At 64.2% G+C, this 17,793-nt stretch carries 16 protein-coding genes and 1 tRNA gene; 11 read left to right on the top strand and 6 right to left on the bottom strand.

The window, feature by feature from the left end:
* Window positions 1-51 precede the first annotated feature (51 nt).
* Both A4H34_RS10175 and A4H34_RS10170 read right to left on the bottom strand, forming a co-directional pair.
* A complete protein-coding gene (locus tag A4H34_RS10175) occupies window positions 52-1,134 on the bottom strand; it encodes an alpha/beta fold hydrolase (protein ID WP_064232013.1) in 1,083 nt (360 codons plus the stop codon).
* Between the two features lie 20 nt (window positions 1,135-1,154).
* Complete coding sequence (locus tag A4H34_RS10170; protein WP_009199983.1) at window positions 1,155-2,000, bottom strand: SDR family oxidoreductase; 846 nt, start codon at window positions 1,998-2,000, stop codon at window positions 1,155-1,157.
* 487 nt (window positions 2,001-2,487) lie between these two features.
* Here A4H34_RS10170 and A4H34_RS10165 point away from each other — a divergent pair, with 487 nt between their 5' ends.
* From A4H34_RS10165 to A4H34_RS10150, 4 genes are all read left to right on the top strand, one after another.
* Window positions 2,488-3,666, top strand: coding sequence for a transporter substrate-binding domain-containing protein (locus A4H34_RS10165; protein WP_064232012.1), 1,179 nt, complete (start codon window positions 2,488-2,490; stop codon window positions 3,664-3,666).
* 133 nt (window positions 3,667-3,799) lie between these two features.
* The gene (locus A4H34_RS10160) at window positions 3,800-4,459 is read left to right on the top strand and encodes an amino acid ABC transporter permease (RefSeq protein ID WP_064232011.1); all 660 of its coding nucleotides are present in this window, start codon (window positions 3,800-3,802) and stop codon (window positions 4,457-4,459) included.
* A complete protein-coding gene (locus A4H34_RS10155) occupies window positions 4,440-5,117 on the top strand; it encodes an amino acid ABC transporter permease (protein WP_064232010.1) in 678 nt (225 codons plus the stop codon). The genes A4H34_RS10160 and A4H34_RS10155 overlap by 20 nt, the downstream gene beginning before the upstream one ends.
* Window positions 5,114-6,013 (top strand): amino acid ABC transporter ATP-binding protein, encoded by a 900-nt coding sequence (locus A4H34_RS10150; protein WP_407946339.1) that lies wholly within the window; start codon window positions 5,114-5,116, stop codon window positions 6,011-6,013. The genes A4H34_RS10155 and A4H34_RS10150 overlap by 4 nt, the downstream gene beginning before the upstream one ends.
* On the opposite strand, the gene orn is transcribed toward A4H34_RS10150, so the two are convergent.
* Both orn and A4H34_RS10140 read right to left on the bottom strand, forming a co-directional pair.
* Window positions 6,010-6,654 carry an oligoribonuclease gene (orn, locus tag A4H34_RS10145; RefSeq protein WP_009199976.1) on the bottom strand — a complete coding sequence of 215 codons (645 nt, stop codon included), beginning with the start codon at window positions 6,652-6,654 and terminating at the stop codon, window positions 6,010-6,012. The two genes, A4H34_RS10150 and orn, sit on opposite strands and share 4 nt — an antisense overlap.
* 123 nt (window positions 6,655-6,777) lie before the next feature.
* Window positions 6,778-6,850, bottom strand: a tRNA-Arg gene (locus tag A4H34_RS10140).
* Window positions 6,851-7,100: 250 nt separating this feature from the next.
* On the opposite strand from A4H34_RS10140, the gene A4H34_RS10135 reads away from it, so the two are divergent.
* From A4H34_RS10135 to ettA, 4 genes are all read left to right on the top strand, one after another.
* Entirely contained in the window at window positions 7,101-8,654 is a 1,554-nt protein-coding gene (locus A4H34_RS10135) for a GTPase (protein WP_064232009.1), read from the top strand.
* A gap of 11 nt (window positions 8,655-8,665) precedes the next feature.
* Complete coding sequence (locus A4H34_RS10130; RefSeq protein WP_009199974.1) at window positions 8,666-10,192, top strand: GTPase; 1,527 nt, start codon at window positions 8,666-8,668, stop codon at window positions 10,190-10,192.
* A 213-nt stretch (window positions 10,193-10,405) separates the two neighbouring features.
* Window positions 10,406-11,101, top strand: coding sequence for a single-stranded DNA-binding protein (locus tag A4H34_RS10125; RefSeq protein ID WP_064232008.1), 696 nt, complete (start codon window positions 10,406-10,408; stop codon window positions 11,099-11,101).
* Between the two features lie 180 nt (window positions 11,102-11,281).
* Entirely contained in the window at window positions 11,282-12,964 is a 1,683-nt protein-coding gene (gene ettA, locus A4H34_RS10120; protein ID WP_009199972.1) for an energy-dependent translational throttle protein EttA, read from the top strand.
* 103 nt (window positions 12,965-13,067) lie between these two features.
* Here the strand turns inward: ettA and A4H34_RS10115 are convergent, their stop codons facing one another.
* The gene (locus A4H34_RS10115; RefSeq protein WP_009199971.1) at window positions 13,068-13,976 is read right to left on the bottom strand and encodes an acyl-CoA thioesterase; all 909 of its coding nucleotides are present in this window, start codon (window positions 13,974-13,976) and stop codon (window positions 13,068-13,070) included.
* A gap of 292 nt (window positions 13,977-14,268) precedes the next feature.
* Here A4H34_RS10115 and malQ point away from each other — a divergent pair, with 292 nt between their 5' ends.
* From malQ to A4H34_RS10100, 3 genes are all read left to right on the top strand, one after another.
* A complete protein-coding gene (gene malQ, locus A4H34_RS10110) occupies window positions 14,269-16,431 on the top strand; it encodes a 4-alpha-glucanotransferase (RefSeq protein WP_009199970.1) in 2,163 nt (720 codons plus the stop codon).
* A 225-nt stretch (window positions 16,432-16,656) separates the two neighbouring features.
* Complete coding sequence (locus A4H34_RS10105) at window positions 16,657-16,893, top strand: glucose PTS transporter subunit EIIB (RefSeq protein ID WP_064232007.1); 237 nt, start codon at window positions 16,657-16,659, stop codon at window positions 16,891-16,893.
* Between the two features lie 3 nt (window positions 16,894-16,896).
* On the top strand, window positions 16,897-17,349 hold the full coding sequence (locus A4H34_RS10100) for a PTS sugar transporter subunit IIA (RefSeq protein ID WP_064232006.1): 453 nt from the start codon (window positions 16,897-16,899) through the stop codon (window positions 17,347-17,349).
* Here the strand turns inward: A4H34_RS10100 and A4H34_RS10095 are convergent.
* Entirely contained in the window at window positions 17,336-17,782 is a 447-nt protein-coding gene (locus A4H34_RS10095) for a very short patch repair endonuclease (RefSeq protein WP_231871032.1), read from the bottom strand. The two genes, A4H34_RS10100 and A4H34_RS10095, sit on opposite strands and share 14 nt — an antisense overlap.
* Window positions 17,783-17,793: the final 11 nt, after the last annotated feature.

Below are 17,793 nucleotides of genomic sequence, written 5' to 3'. Positions count from 1 at the left end.
ACTCTACGTCCTCCTCAGAACGACGCAAATCCGTCCCACAATGTGGGCACTTCAGCTTCTCGAATGCTGGGCAGCCCGCTTGTTTTCAAGCATCTGCCTCGTCAAGGAGTCCACGGACGAGGCGAACTCGTCGGGATGGCTGAGCATGACCTGGTGCCCTGCCCCACGGATGATCCTTTCGGGCGGATTGCCCAGATTCTGGCGGGTTCGCACGAGGTACCCGCCGGAGACGTCCTCCGATCCCCAAATGATGGAGCTCGGAACGGAGATTGACTGAATTTGTTTAGGCGTCAAATGGAGGATCGTGAACTCTTTCATAGTGTCGGAAATGGTGCGTTCGGCGCTCCTCGATGTGAGAGGCCGAGTTATTCGCTTAGTGAAGCCCTTTCCCTTTTCCCCATCGAACATCGTGCACGTAGATCCGCAAGAGCGCTTGAATATCTTTTGATCGAGCCAGGTCCACCGCGAGCCGATCCGGTACAGGCTGGTTAAGTAGGGAGACTTTGCCATCCATCTGGGAATGCGCCGCGGAACCTGGATGTCGAGGCCGTCGCCGTCGGCGAAGATCACCCCGCCTGTGGACTGCGGGTGCCACAATCCGACGCCTCCGGCTACAGAGGCGCCCATCGAGTGCCCCGCGACGATCGGACGGTCAAGCCCCATTTTCTTCGAAAAGCCCGCGACGAGATCGGCTTGCCTGCGAATGTCGCGGGCGTCGCCGCCGCGCGTGTAGCCGAATCCCGGCAGGTCGACCGCGTAAACGGCGTATCCTTTGGCCGCGAGCTTGGGACCGGCGTAGTCGTAGGCGACGGACGATCCGGCGAAGCCCGGAAGCAAGACGACCGCTTGGCCTGTGCCGCCCCACTTTTCGTAATGGACGTCCGCGGATCCGACCTTGACCGTGTGGCCGGTTGTCGCCTCGAGATACTCGGGAGGTTGCGAAACGGCGTTGAATATGAGGCTTGCGGCCGTGACCGCGACGAAGGAACGGAGGAGGAACACCCCCGTTCCCCGAAGGACCCGATACGGGCGGCTGCGCGTCTTGATGCGTTCGCGTTTGCGGGCGCGGCGCTCTTTGCGGCTTGTTCTGAAGTCGCGAAGACGGTCGATGGCCGGGTTGAGGGAAAGTCTCACTTATTCTGTTCTTTCGATTGTCAGGATGCTCTTTGCTGCGTCAGTACCTCGCTTAGAGACAGAGGCGCGCGGCCGGTGATCTTTTCGACTGAGTCGGTGACGACGTCAAGCTGGCCCGCGCGTATCGCGGTGTATGTGGTGATCCACGCGGCCACCTCCCATTGGGGGACCCCGTAGGGCTCGCGCGAGGCCCAGGCCTGCTCGATCGTCTCGTCGATGTATTCGACCGGGTTTCCGGAGACCTCGGTTCCAATGCGCGCGGCCTCGGCCATCGTGAATGCCTCCGGCCCTGTCAGATCGTAGGTCTTGCCCGCATGTGCCCCGGGGTCGGCGAGAACGGCGGCGGCGACGCGGGCGACGTCGGACCTGGAGACCCCGGCGCATGCGCCGTCTCCAGCGGGGCCGCGGATCTCGCCAGAAGCCAGGAGCGCGGCGAAGAACTCGAGGTAGAACGAATCGCGCAGAAAGGTCCAGTCGATGCCGGATGCCTTGATGTGCTCCTCAGTGAAGAAATGGTCGCGGGCGTGAGTGAAAATAGCCTCGGGGGCGGCGCCCAGGAAAGATGTGTAGACGATGGAGCCAACGCGCGCCCGCGAAGCGGCGTCGATGAAGGCCCTGTGATCGGCGACGCGGCGGGGGCTCTCCTTGGCCGAGACCATCAGCAGCGCGTCGACGCCCTTGAGCGCGGCCAGCGCGGCCTCGTCGTCTGCGTACGTGCAAACGGCGTAGGGAAGTCCTTTGAGTTCGTCGGGTATCTTGGCGGCGGATCGCACAAGCAGCCGCACGTCGTCAACCCCCGAATCGATGAGTGAGAGCGCGGTCGCCCGGCCGATGTTGCCGGTGGCGCCGGCGATTGCGATGGTCATGATTGCTCCTTACGAGGATTCGATTGTCCCCGTCGCAGTGCGGGCGGCAGATCCACCGAGCCGAGTCGCGAGCTGCGAGAACGGCGACTTCGCCCGACAAGCACGGGAGACGATTGCCACACTTGACCTTGTCGATACGTGCAGCCATTATTCCAGGAAAATCGCGGAACTTCAGCGTAAATGCGCGGTGAGAGGAAAAACCGTTTTCTTCGCCGTCCGCGACGTTCGATTAACGGTCGCCGGTCCAAAGCGTGCTAACGTCTTGCCCATGACCAACGACAACACGTGCCGAATGTGTCCGCTCGCCGCGGGCATTCGCTGTTGTCGCCTTTGAAACTCCGGTAGAAATTCCCGGATTGCGCGCCGACGTGAGCCCGCGGGAGGCTCCGAGGCGCATTCCGCTGCGACGCCGTAGCCGCGCCTCTCAGTCTCTCTAGTTTCACGTTTTCTCTAGTTCCACGCTTCTCCAACGAGAGTGAGAAAAACCATGTCAAATAACTCAGACAACAAGAATTCCGACGTCTCAGGCGGCAAGGATTCCGAAGCGGTCGACGAGCCCCAGGCCGAAGAGAGGTCTCACGACATCGACGAGCTGGTGGCCAAGGCCTCCTCCCGTTCGGGCAAGGGGCTGAAGGTTGCCGGCCTCGCGCTTCTCGCCGCGCTCGTCTTCGTTCTGGCGTACTTCGGCGCTCGGAGCCTGACGTCGAAGGACGCGTCGGACGACGCCTCGGGCGGAACCTCGGAAGGGACGAAGGGGGCCGGCGGATCCTCCGTCAAGCCCGTGGGGGCGCGGACTCCCGAGCAGATCAAGGCCGCGGGAACCGTTCGCATCGGCGTTTTCGGCGACAAGGCGCCCTTCGGGTACACAGATTCGGATGGGACGAACGTCGGCTACGACGTCGAATACGCCAAGAGGATCGCGAAGGATCTGGGCGTCAAGCTCGAGCTTGTGCCCGTCGTGGCAGATTCGCGGGTCGAGTACCTGACCTCCGGCAAGGTCGACGTCATCTTGGCCAATTTCACGGTCACGCCCGAGCGCGCGGAAAAGGTCGATTTCGCAAAGCCCTACATGAAGGTTTCGCTCGGCGCCGTCTCGCGCAAAGACGCCCCGATCACGTCCGAGAGCCAGCTCTCCGGCAAGAAGATCCTGGTGGTCAAAGGAACCACTGCGGACTCCTACATTCAGGCGAAGCACCCCGATTGGAAGCCCGCCAAGTACGACCAGTACTCCGACGTCTACAACGCGCTCGCCGACGGCCGCGGGGACGTGTGGGTCACCGACAACACCGAGGCCTTGGCCTTCTCCAGGCAGGGTGAGAACAAGGACAAGTTCGTCACAGGCATTACGCAGCTCGGCCCCGTGGACACCATCGCGGGAGCCGTCCAGAAGGGCAACGCCCCCCTTCGCAGTTGGCTGAACAAAGAGCTTGAAACCCTCGGCAAGGAGAAGTTCTTCCACAAGGCTTACGAGAAGACGCTCGCGCCCGTCTACGGAGACTCGGCCAAGCCCGACGAGCTCGTCGTCGAGGGCGGCGAGGTCGACGGCGCAGGCAAGGGCGAAGAGTCCGGCAAGGGCCAAGAATCGGCCAGCCCCGAGGCGTCGGCGGGAGCCGCCGGCTCCGAAGCGCCCGATTCGGCGGCCGAGTCCCAGGCGGCCGGCAAGTGACCTCGGAGGGCGGGGCGCAGCCTCAGGCGCGGCTTCCCGCCCTCGGCCACGGCGTCGGCGAAACCGTCGGCGCGCAGTATGTGCGGCTGCAGACTCAACGGTCCAGGCCGCCCCAAAGAAAGGTCACGCGAAGGTGAATTCCCAGGTCTTGCGCGAGTACCTGCCCTACTTCCTGGAGGGGGCGCTCGTCACGGTGCGGGTGGCCGCCGTCGGAATCGCGGCGTCGCTCGCCATCGGGCTTGTGTGTGCGATCATCCGGTATCTCGACGTTCCCGTCGCCAAACGCGCGGTGGGCCTCTACATCGAGCTCTCGCGCAACACTCCGCTCATCGTCCAGCTCTTTTTTATCTACTACGGCCTGCCGAAGGCGGGCGTCGTCCTTTCCTCCGAAGCCTCCGCGATCATCGGGCTGAGCTTTCTCGGAGGGGGATACATGGCCGAGGCCTTCCGGTCCGGTTTCGACTCCGTCGGGACGATCCAGTGGGAATCCGCCCGGTCTCTGGGCATGACGCGGGTCAACGCGATGGTCTACGTGATCGTCCCGCAGGCTCTTTCGCGATCGGTGGCGGCTCTCGTCGCCAACGTCATCTTCCTCGTCAAAGAGACGTCCGTTGTCTCCGTCGTCGCCCTCAACGATTTGGTGTATGTGGCTCGGGAGAAGATAGGAAACGACTACGACACGACGGAGGCGCTCTTCCTCCTGGTCGCCTTCTACATCGCCATCATTCTGCCGGTCTCCCTCGCCGGCGCCTACCTCGAAAGGAGGGCGCGCCGTGCAGAATTCGGGAATTGAGGTTCTGTGGCAGGGAAGAAACTTTCTTCGGCTCCTCGAAGGCCTGTGGACCAGCGTGTCCATCGCTCTGCTTGCCCTGGCGATCTCCATTTTCTTCGGGCTCTTCGTCGGAATTGCGATGACGAGCAAGAAGCGTTTCCTGCGTTTCCTGACGCGGGCATACCTGGAATTCGTCCGCTTCATGCCGCAACTGGTCCTTCTTTTCGTCGTCTACTTCAGTCTGGCGACGCACACCGGCGTCAACCTCGGCGGATTCACGACCGCGGTCATCGTCTTCTCTGTGTGGGGAAGCGCCGAGATGGGCGACCTCGTTCGAAGCGCCGTGCAGTCGATCCCCGCCCATCAGTACGCCAGCGGCTTCGCTTTGGGAATGACGAAGGCGCAGGTCAACCTCAACGTCATTCTTCCCCAGACTGTCAGGCGGCTCCTGCCTCTGACGATCAACCTGGCCAACCGCATGATCATGACCACCTCGCTGGTGGTGCTCATCGGCGTGACCGAAGTGCTCAAGGTGGGCCAGCAGATCATCGACGCGAACCGCTTTGCCTACCCGAAGGCCGCGCTGTGGGTGTACGGAGCGATTTTCCTGCTCTACTTCGCGGTCTGCTATGTCATCTCTCAGTTCTCCAAATACCTCGAACGGAAGTGGAACAAGTGACCGATTCGACCATCGCCCCTCGCAGCGGGGCCGACCGCCATGCCGACGCGTCTTCTCCCGGCAGCGCTTCTCCCGCCGACGTCGCCCGCGCCGAAGCAGCCTCAGCCGACAAAGGCGAAGCGGCGCGGACCCCGGCCCTGTCCGTGCGCGACGTCGTCAAGGTCTACGACGGCGATTTCACGGCCCTCGACGGGGTGTCGTTCGACGTCGCCCGCGGCGAAGTGATCGTCGTCGTCGGGCCGTCCGGTTGCGGCAAGTCGACGCTTCTGCGGACGCTCAACGGCCTGGAGCCGATCCAGGGCGGTTCCATTGAGTTCAACGGCGAGAAAGTCCCGAGCAAATCCCTGCCGTGGAGTCTTTTGCGGCAAAGGATCGGGATGGTGTTCCAAAGCTACGAGCTATTCCCGCATCTGAACGTGCTGGAGAACCTCCTGCTGGGCCCGTCGAAGGTTCTGGGCGAGAAGCGGGCCGAATCCGCCAGGCGCGCCGGCGAGCTGCTCAAACGAGTGGGCCTGCTGGACAAGGCTGAGTCCTTCCCCCGCCAGCTTTCGGGCGGACAGAAGCAGCGCGTGGCCATCGTTCGGGCGCTCATGATGAAGCCCGAGATCCTTCTTCTCGACGAGGTCACCGCCTCGCTCGACCCCGAGATGGTGCGCGAGGTCCTCGACGTCGTTCTGGAATTGGCGCGCGACGGCATGACGATGGTGATCGTCACCCACGAAATGGGCTTCGCCCGGGCCATCGCCGACAGGGTGATCTTCATGGACGCCGGCAAGATCGTGGAAGAGAGCGCCCCGAAGGAGTTCTTCAGCCATCCGGCCACCGAACGGGCCAAGAAGTTCCTTGACATCTTCTCCTACGAGGAGATCGCGGGGGAGTGGTGCTCCAGCCTCTAGCCGCGCGGGGAGCCGGCGGCGTTCGCCTTGGCGACGAGGCGCGCCGTCGTTCCCGCGTAGCGCGTGCCGAGCGACCGCGCCTCGTCGGTCGTCAGGCCGTCGCCGGCGGGCATGAGCGCGTCGCGATAGTAGTGGAGCTCGTCGATCGAATCGTAGATGTCTCCCAAGGCGCGATGGTTGCCCGTCTTTTCAGGCGCCGCGAAGTACGTGCGCGGGTACCAGCGCTTGGCGAGCTCCTTGAGGGAGGAGACGTCGATGAGGCGATAGTGGAGGTGGGCGACGACGTCGGGCATGTACTTTTCGAGGAAAGCCTTGTCCGTTCCCACGGAGTTGCCGCCGAGCGGGGCCTTCTGGGCCTCGGGGATGTGCCTTCGGATGTAGGCGAGCACTTGCTCGCGCGCCTCTTCGAGCGTGAGGCCGTTCTTCCATTCCTCGATGAGCCCCGAGGCGGTGTGCATCTGGCGCACGAAGTCTCCCATGTGTTCGACGGCGGCGTCGCTGGGCCGGATGAGGACGTCTATCCCTTCGTCGACGGGATTCAGCTCGGAATCGGTTATGACGACGGCGACTTCGACGAGTTCGTCGACGTTCAGATCGAGACCGGTCATTTCGCAATCGATCCAGACGATGGGGTTGTTCATATCACGGTAGCTCACACGGGTATCCTACTCGCTGCGCGAGCAAGCGCTATCGGCTTTTGGTACCCATGGATGTCACGCGTGCGTCGGACGCCTCCGACGCCGTCGACGGACCCGGGGACTTAGTGCCCCCATCCGGACTCGAACCGGAAACCTGCGGATTAGAAGGCCGTTGCTCTATCCATTGAGCTATGGAGGCTTGCGCGCCAAGCATGGAGGCTTGCGCACCAAATGTACCGGACGCTGGGGGAGGCTCGCATGCCGTGCCCGCTGTGTGGGGTGAAGCTCATGGGCCGCGCGGGGCGAAGTTCGCGCGGCGGGTGAGGCAAAGCTCATGAATTGCGTCGAGAGCCTCCCCTCGGCAGCTCGCGGAGGAGTTCTTGGTTGAAAAGGTCAACTGTTGGGCGAGTGACTTCTACTCGCGTCTAATGATGGTCGATAATGAACGGGTGAAGACACCGCAGAACCGAAGCGACCTTGCCGACCTCATCGCTCGCACGATCTCGGCGCTGGACAACGCGCGTTTGCCGCTCGATCTTCCCGGATCGATGCAGTTGAACGACGCGCGCAAACGGCTGCGCACACAGTTGGCCGCGAGGATCCTTCCGCACCTGAGAACCGACGGGCTTCCCACCGTCACGGTTCTAGGCGGATCCTCCGGCGCTGGGAAGTCGACGATATTCAACTCGCTGCTGGGTGAGGACATCTCTCCGGCGTCGGTCATCCGCCCGACGACGCGCACACCGGTCATATCGGTCCATCCGAAGGACACGAAGGTCATGGAGGATCACGCGATCGCCGAGATGGGCCGCGTCGTCGTCACAGACAAGGCGATTCCCGGACTCATTCTCGTCGACGCCCCGGACCTGGACTCCGTCGACGCGAACAACCGCGAAATTTCGCGGCGATTGCTCGACGCCGCCGATTTCTGGCTCTTCGTCACAACCGCCTCGCGGTATGGGGACGCCCTCGCGTGGCAGACCCTCGTGGACGCGAACGAGCGCGGCATGAGCACCGCCATAGTGCTCAACCGGGTCTCGCTCGAGGCCCTGCCGAAGATCCGAGCGGACCTCACGGAAAGGCTCGACGCCGTCGACATGGGCGAGGTTCCGCTCCTCATTGTGCCCGACGCCGGGCCGCGCGATTCGCGCCTCGACCCCGACGACGTCACAGAGATCCGCGACTGGCTCCACGTCATCGCCTCCACGAGAGTCGGCGAAGTCCTCGTCGAGAAGATGAGCGACGCGATGCTGCCCGATCTGCGCCGCCAGCTCATCGAGTTGTCGGAGGCCGTCGAGATGCAGGCGAACTCGGTGCAGAGCCTCGCCGACAGGGCCAAGGCGGAGGCCGAGCAGCCGATGTCGAAACTCGCTTCGAACGCCCGCTCGGGCAGGTACGGCCAGGGCGCGCCGACGACGTCGTGGCTGACCTTCGCCTCGACGGGCGGCGTGCTGGACTCCCTCGTGGCCGGGGAGAAGCCGCGAGTTTCGGACGGGCGTAAAAAGTCTCAGCGCGACGCCGCCGCCAAGACGGTGTTCGAAGGCGTCCGCGGCGCCATAGAGGTAGGCTTCAGCCAGGCCGTCGTCACATTGCAGGGCAAAATCGACAAGAGCTGGCGGGAGGACATGGTCAACACCGAAGAGTATCGCGACGAGGCAGCCAAGAGGATCGATACGTCCGAGATCACCAAGGACGTCGTCGAGCAATGGCTGGAGGATCTTGCGAAGGCGGTGGCGGCGGTGCCCGAAAACCCCTGGTTCACGCGCGAGGGGACGGCCGCTTTGCTCGGCTCTGCAGCCGGCGGAGTGAACGGCGCCGAGACGGCTCTGCGCACCGTGGGACTCGGCGAGGCGCTTCGTCCGGCCAGGGAATCCCTCGCCGTCCGCCTGGAGGATGGCATATCTCGGGTCGTTGACGCATACACTTCGGTACTAGACGAGATTCCGGTGGGCAACGGACGACAGCTTCGCCTTCGGGCGAGCGAGTACCGCGATCGGGTGTAATAAGGAGACGAATGAACGATCACGCACAGGACTCCGCGGGCGCCACGCAGCCCGACGGCGTTTTCGAGGAGACCCCTGCCTACGGGCAGAGCCCCCTTTCACGAGAGCCCGCCATGCGGGGGGTGGCCGAGAGGATCGCGAAGCTGCGCGAGGCGATCGACGCCGGAGGCGACGCCTTCGACCCCTGGGTGGCGGCGCGCGCCAACGAGGAGCTGCAGGCCGTTGAGGCCCGCGCATGGGCCGGTTTCGGGGTGACCGTGGCCGCTCTGGCGGGCGGAACGGGAGGCGGCAAGTCGACGCTCTTCAATGCGATAACGGGACTGAACTTCGCCGATCCCGGCGAGCTGCGCCCGACCACGGAAGAGGCTTCCGCCTGCGTGTGGAACGCCGACGCCGACGCCGTGCTGGACATGATAGGCGTCCGCCCCTCGCGCAGGATCGACTACCATTCGATCCTCACGACCGGCAAGCACGACCTCGATTCCCTCGTGCTCCTCGATCTGCCCGACCACGATTCCGTGCAGATCGGAAACTCGGTCCTCGTCGATCAGGTTCTTCCGCAGGTCGACGTGCTCATTTGGGTTCTCGATCCGCAGAAGTACGCCGATCACCTCATCCATGAAAGCTATCTCGCGGCCATGCGCGAGCGGCGCGACCACATGATCGTCATCCTCAACCAGGTGGACACCATTCCCGAATCCGTTGTCGACACCCTGTTGGCCGACGTCAAAGTCTTGCTCGACCGCGACGGGCTGGGGAACGTGCCGGTCTATCCGACGTCGGCGCTTTACCGCATCGGCCTGGAGCCCATTCGGGCGAAGCTGCGCGAGGCCGTCGAAGGGACCGAGGCCGTCGTCGCCACCGCGCAGGCCGAGCTGGACGCCATCAGGCGGCGCCTGTCGGTGAGCGTCGGCACGCGCGAGCCGGACGTCCGGGGCGAGGCCCTCAGGCGCGTCAACCGCTCGCTGTATGAGGCGACCGGCGCGCCCGCCGTCGTCCAATCCCTCCGCCAGGCCGGCTACAGCCTGGGGCAGACGGCCATTGCAAACGCCGATCAGCCCGCGGCGTCCATGGTGGTGGCGACGCGCGACGCCTGGATCGCCCACGTCAGATCCGGCCTGCCCGACCGCTGGCAGGAGGCCGTCACCGAGGTCATTCCCGAACCGGAGAGGATTCGACGCACCATCGGCGCGACGATTCGCAAGGTCGAGACCCCCAAGGTCCCGCGGTTCGGCGCCCTTGCCCTCGTTGCCCTCGGCTTCATTCTGGGAGTGGCGGGGATCGTGTGCGCCGCGCTGGGCATCCCGGTCGGGGCGCCCGCCGCGCGGATAGCGTTCGGCGTGGCCGGCGTGGTCTGCGCGGCTGCCGGATGGTTTTTCGGAAGGCGGGCTCACATAAGCGCGGCGGAGAAGGCCGCGCTGGCCTACGGGGACATCGCCATGGCCGCCCTTTACGACTCGGCGAAGAAGCTGCTGGTGGACCCCGTGGCAAAAGTTCTCGAGCGGCATCGCGAGGTGCGTGAGTCCCTTCAGGTCTAGACCTTCGAGGCCGCGGCCGCGCGGGCTGGATTTGCGCGTCCGAGGCGGCTGCCCGCGGCCGGTGGCCTCGGGCACTATTCGTTTGAAATCCGGCGGTCCACAGGTTGCGCTCGCGTCCGCTTCCTCCACAAACGATGTTTGCGCTGCGCGGGATCCGCGTCCCGTGGGCGAAGCTGGCTCCATGCCGGATGGTCCGGCGGAAAGGAGCCAGCAATGTCCAACGAAACCTACATCACCGTCAGAGGTTACGCGGGGGCCGATCCCGTTGCCTACGACAACGGCAATGGCCTGACCACCGTGGTGGCGAGGGTCGGGGTGACCGCTCGAATCCGCGACCGCGAGACGCATCGTTATCGCGACGGGACGACGTCGTGGTACTCGGTGCGTTGTTACGGAGACCTCGGTCTGAACGTCAGCCGTTCGGTGCGCCGCGGAACGCCGGTGCTCGTGCGCGGACGCTTGGTGGAGAGGGCGTGGACCGCCAAAGACGGGGCGGAGCGCACCGATCTGTCCATTATCGCCGACGCCCTCGGCGTCGAGCTCTCCTCGGGGGTCGCCACCTTCGTCAAGGTGCGTCACACAAGCGTCGATTCGAACGGCCGCCCCGTTCCGGAGGCCAGGCTGGAAGAAGGCATGAGCGGCGGGGCCGCGGCGGCCGCGGCCCCAAAAATCGCCGCCGAGGGGCAGGCTCCCGGCACGTCGACCGTCGTTGTGCGGGGCGGCTTTTCCGCCGCCGGGAAAAGCGACCCGGAATCCCCCTTCGACGGAGTCGAACAGACGCCTTCTTTCGCCGGGCGCAGCGGCGGTGCCGAACGCGGCCCGTACGATTCTGCGCCGAGCCTGTGTGACGCCGAACAGTTCGCAGCCTCCGCCGATCCGGCCGGCGTCCTCGAAAAGGTGGCGTCGTGATGGCCGCATAATGGACGGCGGCGGAACGGACGCGGCGGGAGCCGGCGTCCGCAGTGAGACACAGGGCGCACAGCCGGTCTCGCGGCGGGCTGGCGGACAGCGGAGGCACAAGCTGTATCCTTGGTACGGGGCCGGCCGCACACCCGCGCCGGCGACGTACGCACAAGCGGATGGAGCCTCGTGGCTGAGTACATTTATCAGATGATCCACGCCTACAAACGCGTGGGAGACAAAACGATTCTCGACGACGTCACCATGGCGTTCTACCCGGGGGCCAAGATCGGCATGGTCGGCCCGAACGGCGCAGGAAAGTCGACGATTCTCAAAATTATGGCGGGGCTCGACGAGCCTTCGAACGGCGAGGCGCGCCTGTCCCCGGGCTACTCGGTGGGAATTCTGCTTCAGGAGCCCCCTCTCGACGACGACAAGACGGTTCTCGAGAACGTCGAGTTGGGGCGGGCGGACATGATCGGCAAACTCCGGCGGTTCAACGAGATCGGCGAAGAGATGGCCGATCCCGACGCCGATTTCGACACGCTCATGGAGGAGATGGGCAAGCTCCAAACGGAGATCGACGCCGCAGGAGCCTGGGATCTGGACGCCCAATTGCAGCAGGCGATGGACGCCCTGAGGTGTCCGCCGCCCGATGCGCCCGTCAACGTGCTGTCGGGAGGCGAGCGCCGCCGCGTGGCCCTGTGCCGCCTGCTTCTCGAGCAGCCCGACCTGCTCCTGCTCGACGAGCCGACGAACCACCTTGACGCGGAGTCGGTGTTGTGGCTGGAGCAGCATTTGGCCCAATACCCGGGCGCCGTGATCGCGGTGACCCACGACCGCTACTTCCTTGACCACGTTGCCAGCTGGATTGCAGAAGTCGATCGCGGAAGGCTCTACCCCTATGAGGGCAACTACTCGACTTACCTTGAGACGAAGGAAAAGCGGCTCGAGGTCCAAGGCAAGAAAGACGCCAAGCTCGCCAAGCGGTTGAAGGACGAGCTCGAATGGGTGCGCTCCTCAGCCAAGGGCCGCCAGGCCAAGTCCAAGGCCCGCCTGGAGCGCTACGAGGAGATGGCGGCCGAAGCCGAGCGCACGCGCAAGCTTGATTTCGAGGAGATTCAGATTCCGCCCGGGCCGCGCCTTGGCAGCATCGTCCTCGAAGCGACGAAGCTGAAGAAGGGCTTCGACGGAAGGGTCCTCATCGACGGCCTGTCGTTCTCCCTCCCTCGCAACGGCATCGTGGGGGTCATCGGCCCCAACGGGGTCGGAAAGACGACCCTTTTCAAGACTGTTGTGGGTTTGGAGCCGCTCGACGCTGGCGACCTCAAAATCGGCGAAACGGTGCAGATCTCGTATGTCGATCAGACGAGGGGCGGCATCGACCCCGAAAAGACCGTGTGGCAAGTGGTCTCTGACGGGCTCGACTACATCCAGGTCGGCAACGTCGAAATGCCGTCGCGCGCCTACGTCTCGGCCTTCGGCTTCAAGGGACCAGACCAGCAAAAGAAGGCGGGCGTGCTCTCGGGCGGCGAACGCAATCGCCTCAACCTCGCGTTGACCCTCAAGCAGGGCGGAAACCTGCTCCTGCTTGACGAGCCGACGAACGACCTCGACGTCGAAACGCTGTCGTCCCTTGAGAACGCCCTGTTGCAGTTCCCCGGATGCGCGGTGGTCATCACCCACGACCGTTGGTTCCTTGATCGCGTTGCCACGCACATTCTGGCCTACGAGGGAACCGACGAGGATCCCGCAGCGTGGTACTGGTTCGAGGGGAACTTCGAATCCTACGAGAAGAACAAGATCGAGCGTTTGGGGCCCGAGGCTGCGCGCCCGCACGCCGTGACCTACAGAAAGCTCACACGCGACTGAGCGCGGGCGACCCGCGGGGGCTTGCACGCCGCTTGAGGAAGGTTTGCACGCGCTTGAGCCTCAAGGCGTTTGGGCGGGGTCGTCGCATGGGAAACGGCCCCGCTTATTCTTCCGTGTGGGTGACGTTCCGCAGGCGGACCATGCCTTCTTGGGACATCGTGGCTATGTGCTTGCCGCCCTGGAAGAACTTTGCGATGGTCAAGCCGCGCCCGTTCTGTGCAGACGGGCTGACCAGCTCCGCAAGGATCCAATCGGACAGGTCGAAGTTTCTGTGCCACCAGATGGAGTGGTCGAGGGTGGCCATGGAGGCTTCGGGATGCGCCCAGTAAATGCCGGTGGCGCGCATGACCGGTTCGAGCATAAACTGATCGGCCGCGTAGCCGAGCATCGCTCGCTGGAGCAGCTTGGAGGAGCCCTTCGGCATCGCCGAGCGCGACTTGAACCAGATAAGGTGCCGGTTCGTCCTCTCCTTCGCGGGGGCGGTGAAGATAAATCCGCCCACATGGCGCATGTCCAGCGAGTTCGTCGTCGAAACGATGTGCCCCCAAGGGGTGTTCATCGCGGCGAAGAAATCGACGGAAGATTCCAAGGTTTCAGGGGCCGGGGCGTCCGGCTGCTCCTCGCCGAAGGAGGGGCCGGGCTGGTGGAGCTGCGCCGAGATGCGGGCCGTGAAAATGATGTGATCGTCTTGCAGAGCGTTGACGTTGCGCGTGGAGAAGGAGCGGCCGTCGTTCAGCTCGGTCACTTCGAAGAACAACGGTTGGTCGATCCTTCCCGGACGAAGAAACGCGGCCGTGATGGAGTGGGCGAGGCGATCGTCGTCGGCCGGAAGGGTGTCGGCCGCCACCATCGTCGCCTGCGCGAGAACCTGGCCTCCATAGATCCGCTTCGACATTTGAGGCAGGCTCTCGCCCCTGTAACGTTTGCCGCCCAAGCGCTGCAGCCGCAGAGTGCCGAGCACCTTAGCCAATGGTTCGACGTCGGTTTCGGGAATGCTGAGGAAGCTTGCCATCGACTCGCCTTCGTTGACTCGTAGTTGTTCTCCACAGCAATGGTATCCGCCGAGGAAGGTTTTTCAGCAGTCAATTTCCTGGCCCGCGCATCACACCTCTTTCACCCGAGCGCCGCGTCTGTCTGGCCCAGGCGACGCGTCTGTCTGGCCTGCATATCACATCACGAAAATTCTGCAACCGATTGCATATTCTGGCAGACTTGTTTCCTAGTGGCTCGGGCCTTTCCCAGCTGGAATCTCAACGGGTTTCTCAGCGGGCCGGCGCCGATCGTCGAGCAGCGTAGGAGAAACCATGACCGACAACGCGCCAGACCGTTCCCTGCTGTGCGAGCTCGCCGAGGCGCTGGGAGTGGCGACTGAATATTGGGGATACGACGGCAACCTCAAGGCCGTCTCCGACGACACGCTCATCAAGGTCTTCGCCGCGCTCGGAGTCGACGCAGGAAGCACCGACCTTGCCTGGCGGGCCCTTGCAGATATTCGTTTGCGGCCTTGGCGGGAGGTCGTTCCCGCCTGCTCCGTCGTCCGAGCGGGGGTCGAAGGCAAGGTCGCCGTCCACGTGCCCCACGGGGAGTCTGCGACCGCCGAGGTCGAACTCGAAGACGGCAGGATTCGCGCGCTCGCTCAAGCCGAGGACTTCACCGAGCCGCGAGAGGTGGACGGGACCCTCGTCGGACAGGCCTCCTTCGTCGTGCCGCCCGACCTTCCTCTGGGCTACCACATCTTGCGAGCCCGAGTTGGGGACGCGGACTCCGTGGGCTCGCTTCACTCGGCGCCGCTTGTCGTCGCTCCGCAGCGCCTGGATTCGCCCGCAGAGCGGGGAATGACCGGGTGGGGGGTCATGACGCAGCTGTACTCGGTGCGCTCGCGAGACTCGTGGGGGATAGGCGACACCGCCGACCTGAAGGAGATGTGCTCGCTCTTCGGCGACCTCGGGGGCGACTTCGTCCTCATCAACCCGCTTCACTCGGCCGAGCCGGTGGGACACATGACTCCCTCGCCGTACCTTCCCGTCACCCGACGCTTCTTCAATCCGATATACATCCGCCCCGAGGACATCCACGAAGTCGGCTACATGCCGGGGGCCCGCCGCGCGCTCGTGGAGCTTGCCGGCGAGAAGGTAAAGGAATCCTCTACAAAGGACGAGACGATTGACCGCGACGCCTCCTGGGCGGCCAAGCTTCAGGCCTTGGAGGTCATCTACTCCTTCGGCCGATCCGAGGCGCGCCAGCGCGCTTTTGAGCGCTTCCGCGCCGCCGAAGGCCAAGGGCTGGAGGACTTCGCATTCTGGTGCGCGCTCAGGGAGAAGTACGGCGAGGCCTTTCCGGAGGAATTCGCCCACCCCGACACTCCTCAGGCGTCCCGTGAGCGCCGCGAGCTGTCCGGAAGGGTCGATTTTTACGCGTGGCTTCAATGGATCATCGACGCGCAGTTGAGCGAAGCCCAGCGCGACGCCGTCGAATCCGGAATGGGACTCGGCATCTTCCACGATCTCGCCGTCGGAGTCCATCGAATGGGATCCGACGTGTGGTCCCTGCCCCGAGCCTTTGCCCAGGGGGTGGCCGTGGGCGCGCCGCCGGACATGTACAACCAGCACGGACAGGACTGGTCGCAGCCTCCGTGGCGCCCCGACGCTTTGCGCGACATGGCTTTTGCCCCCCTGCGGGACATGGTGCGAACGGTCCTCAGGCACGCCGGCGGCCTTCGGGTCGACCACGTCATGGGCCTCTTTCGCCTGTGGTGGATTCCCGAAGGCAACGATCCGGCCAATGGCACGTACGTGCGATTCGACCACGAGGCGATGGTCGGCATCCTCATGCTCGAGGCGTATCGGGCGGGTGCCGTCGTCGTCGGCGAAGACCTCGGAAACGTCGAACCGTGGGTGCGCGGATACCTGGCTGAACGGGGCATTCTCGGAACCTCCGTTCTCTGGTTCGAAACATACGGGGACGGGACGTTCAAACAGCCGTGGGACCTGCGCCGTGAAACCCTCGTCACCGTCGACACTCACGACCTTCCACCCGCCGCCGGTTATTTGGCGCTCGAACACGTCGACCTGCGTTCGCGCTTGGGCGTGCTTACCGAGCCGGTTGACAAGGTGAGGGACGATGCCGAACGGGAACGCGAACGGATGCTCGCCCGGCTCCGCGAGCACGGGCTCATCGGCGAGGAGGCGACGGAGCAGGAAATCGTCGAGGCGATGCACCGTTACATTGCGAAAAGCCCGGGCGAGCTGCTGGCGATCGCGCTCGTGGACGCGGTCGGGGAACGGCGCGCCCAGAACGTTCCCGGAACGAACAACGAGTATTCCAATTGGCGCGTGCCTTTGGCCGACGGCGCAAACGAGGTCGTTCTCATCGAGGACCTTTCCGGCAATTCTCGTCTGAATTCGCTCATCGACGCTTTCACGACGCAGCTGTACGAGAGCCGGGGGCGGCCCGAGCCCCGTTCGTGAGGGGCTCCGCCGAGGGGCGCGACGGCTCCGTCCGCGCGTTTCGCGGACGCTGCAACGACTCTCTTTTTGCGCTCAGGGATGCAATGGCGGCCTTCTCAGCGCGTTTGTGGCGCAATAGCGGGCGCATCGGGAGGCAAAATCTGCGCTCAAGGTGTACGATCTCCCGCGGGCACAGTAGGCTTAACCTGAGACTCGCGACACACGCGAGGAAAGGATCGGAGGAATATGAGCGAGAAAGCCGAGGCCATTTTGGCCGGAATCGGCGGCAAAGGCAACGTCAAGGACATTGAGGCGTGCATTACGCGCATCCGTGTCGAGGTTGCCGATCCCGCGCAAGTCGACGAGGCGGCTTTGCGTGAGGCGGGAGCTTTTGGCGTGGTGCTTCAAGACTCCGTCGTGCAGGTCGTCGTCGGCCCGGAAGCCGACCAGCTGAGCGAGACGTTGGAGTCGCTGCGCAAGTAGTCCATGTCGATTGCTGTCTACGCGCCGGTGTCGGGAACTGTCGCCGCTTTGACTACGGTTCCCGATCCGGTTTTTTCCGCTGGGATCGTCGGGCCGGGGTGGGCTGTCGACCCTTTTCCCGGCGGTCTCACGGTTCTTTCGCCTTGCACCGGCGTCGTGAAGAAGGCGACGCCGCACGCCTACATCATCGTGACCCCAGAAGGCCACAACGTTCTCGTCCATCTGGGGGTCGACACCGTGAAGCTGAAGGGGCAGGGTTTCCTTTCGCTCGTGGGCGACGGACGCGAAATTTCCGCCGGTCAGCCCATTGCCGTGTGGAACACGTCCGTGGCGCAGAAGGCGGAGCTGAGCATCTGCACCCCTGTCGTATGCATGGGAAAAATGCTGCCGACGCGGCTTTCTCTGCAGGCCGAGGCAAAAATCGAGGCAGGAAAGCCTCTCTTCACGATCGACTGAGGCGGGCGCGTTTCACCTCCGTTTCGATTGCGTCTGCGACGTCGCCGGGATCTTCGTGTTCCCAGAAGCGCAGAGCCGTCCACCCTGCGTCAGCCAGCCGCTCATTGGCGTCGGCGTCGCGTCTGCGGTTCTTTCCGATTTTTTCCTGCCAGTATTCCGCGTGCGCCTTGGGGGCGGTGAAGTGAGTGGGGCAGCCGTGCCAGAAGCACCCGTCGATGAACACGGCCATCTTGATTCTGGTGAAGACGATGTCCGCTTTTCTGCGGATGGAGGAATCTGGTCGCATATCGACTCTGTAACGCATGCCGCGCATGTGCAGGAGTTGCCGAACGGCCAGCTCCGGCCCCGTGTCACGCGATCGATTTGCCTGCATCGACCTGCGGGTTTGCTCGCTGGACGCCCAGGAGTCCGCTGGCACACAATCTGTCGGCACATAAAGAGTCT

The sequence above is a fragment of the Peptidiphaga gingivicola genome (assembly GCF_001652275.1).
Taxonomy (GTDB): domain Bacteria; phylum Actinomycetota; class Actinomycetes; order Actinomycetales; family Actinomycetaceae; genus Peptidiphaga; species Peptidiphaga gingivicola.
This window is presented reverse-complemented; position numbering and strand designations above follow the sequence as displayed.

What these genes read in the sequence shown, in the direction of transcription:
- A4H34_RS10165 (WP_064232012.1), top strand. Translation starts at nt 2,488, where the DNA reads ATGTCAAATAACTCAGACAACAAGAATTCCGACGTCTCAGGCGGCAAG.
- A4H34_RS10125 (WP_064232008.1), top strand. Translation starts at nt 10,406, where the DNA reads ATGTCCAACGAAACCTACATCACCGTCAGAGGTTACGCGGGGGCCGAT.
- A4H34_RS10105 (WP_064232007.1), top strand. Translation starts at nt 16,657, where the DNA reads ATGAGCGAGAAAGCCGAGGCCATTTTGGCCGGAATCGGCGGCAAAGGC.
- A4H34_RS10115 (WP_009199971.1), bottom strand. Translation starts at nt 13,976, where the DNA reads ATGGCAAGCTTCCTCAGCATTCCCGAAACCGACGTCGAACCATTGGCT.
- orn (WP_009199976.1), bottom strand. Translation starts at nt 6,654, where the DNA reads ATGAACAACCCCATCGTCTGGATCGATTGCGAAATGACCGGTCTCGAT.
- malQ (WP_009199970.1), top strand. Translation starts at nt 14,269, where the DNA reads ATGACCGACAACGCGCCAGACCGTTCCCTGCTGTGCGAGCTCGCCGAG.
- A4H34_RS10170 (WP_009199983.1), bottom strand. Translation starts at nt 2,000, where the DNA reads ATGACCATCGCAATCGCCGGCGCCACCGGCAACATCGGCCGGGCGACC.
- A4H34_RS10100 (WP_064232006.1), top strand. Translation starts at nt 16,897, where the DNA reads ATGTCGATTGCTGTCTACGCGCCGGTGTCGGGAACTGTCGCCGCTTTG.
- A4H34_RS10130 (WP_009199974.1), top strand. Translation starts at nt 8,666, where the DNA reads ATGAACGATCACGCACAGGACTCCGCGGGCGCCACGCAGCCCGACGGC.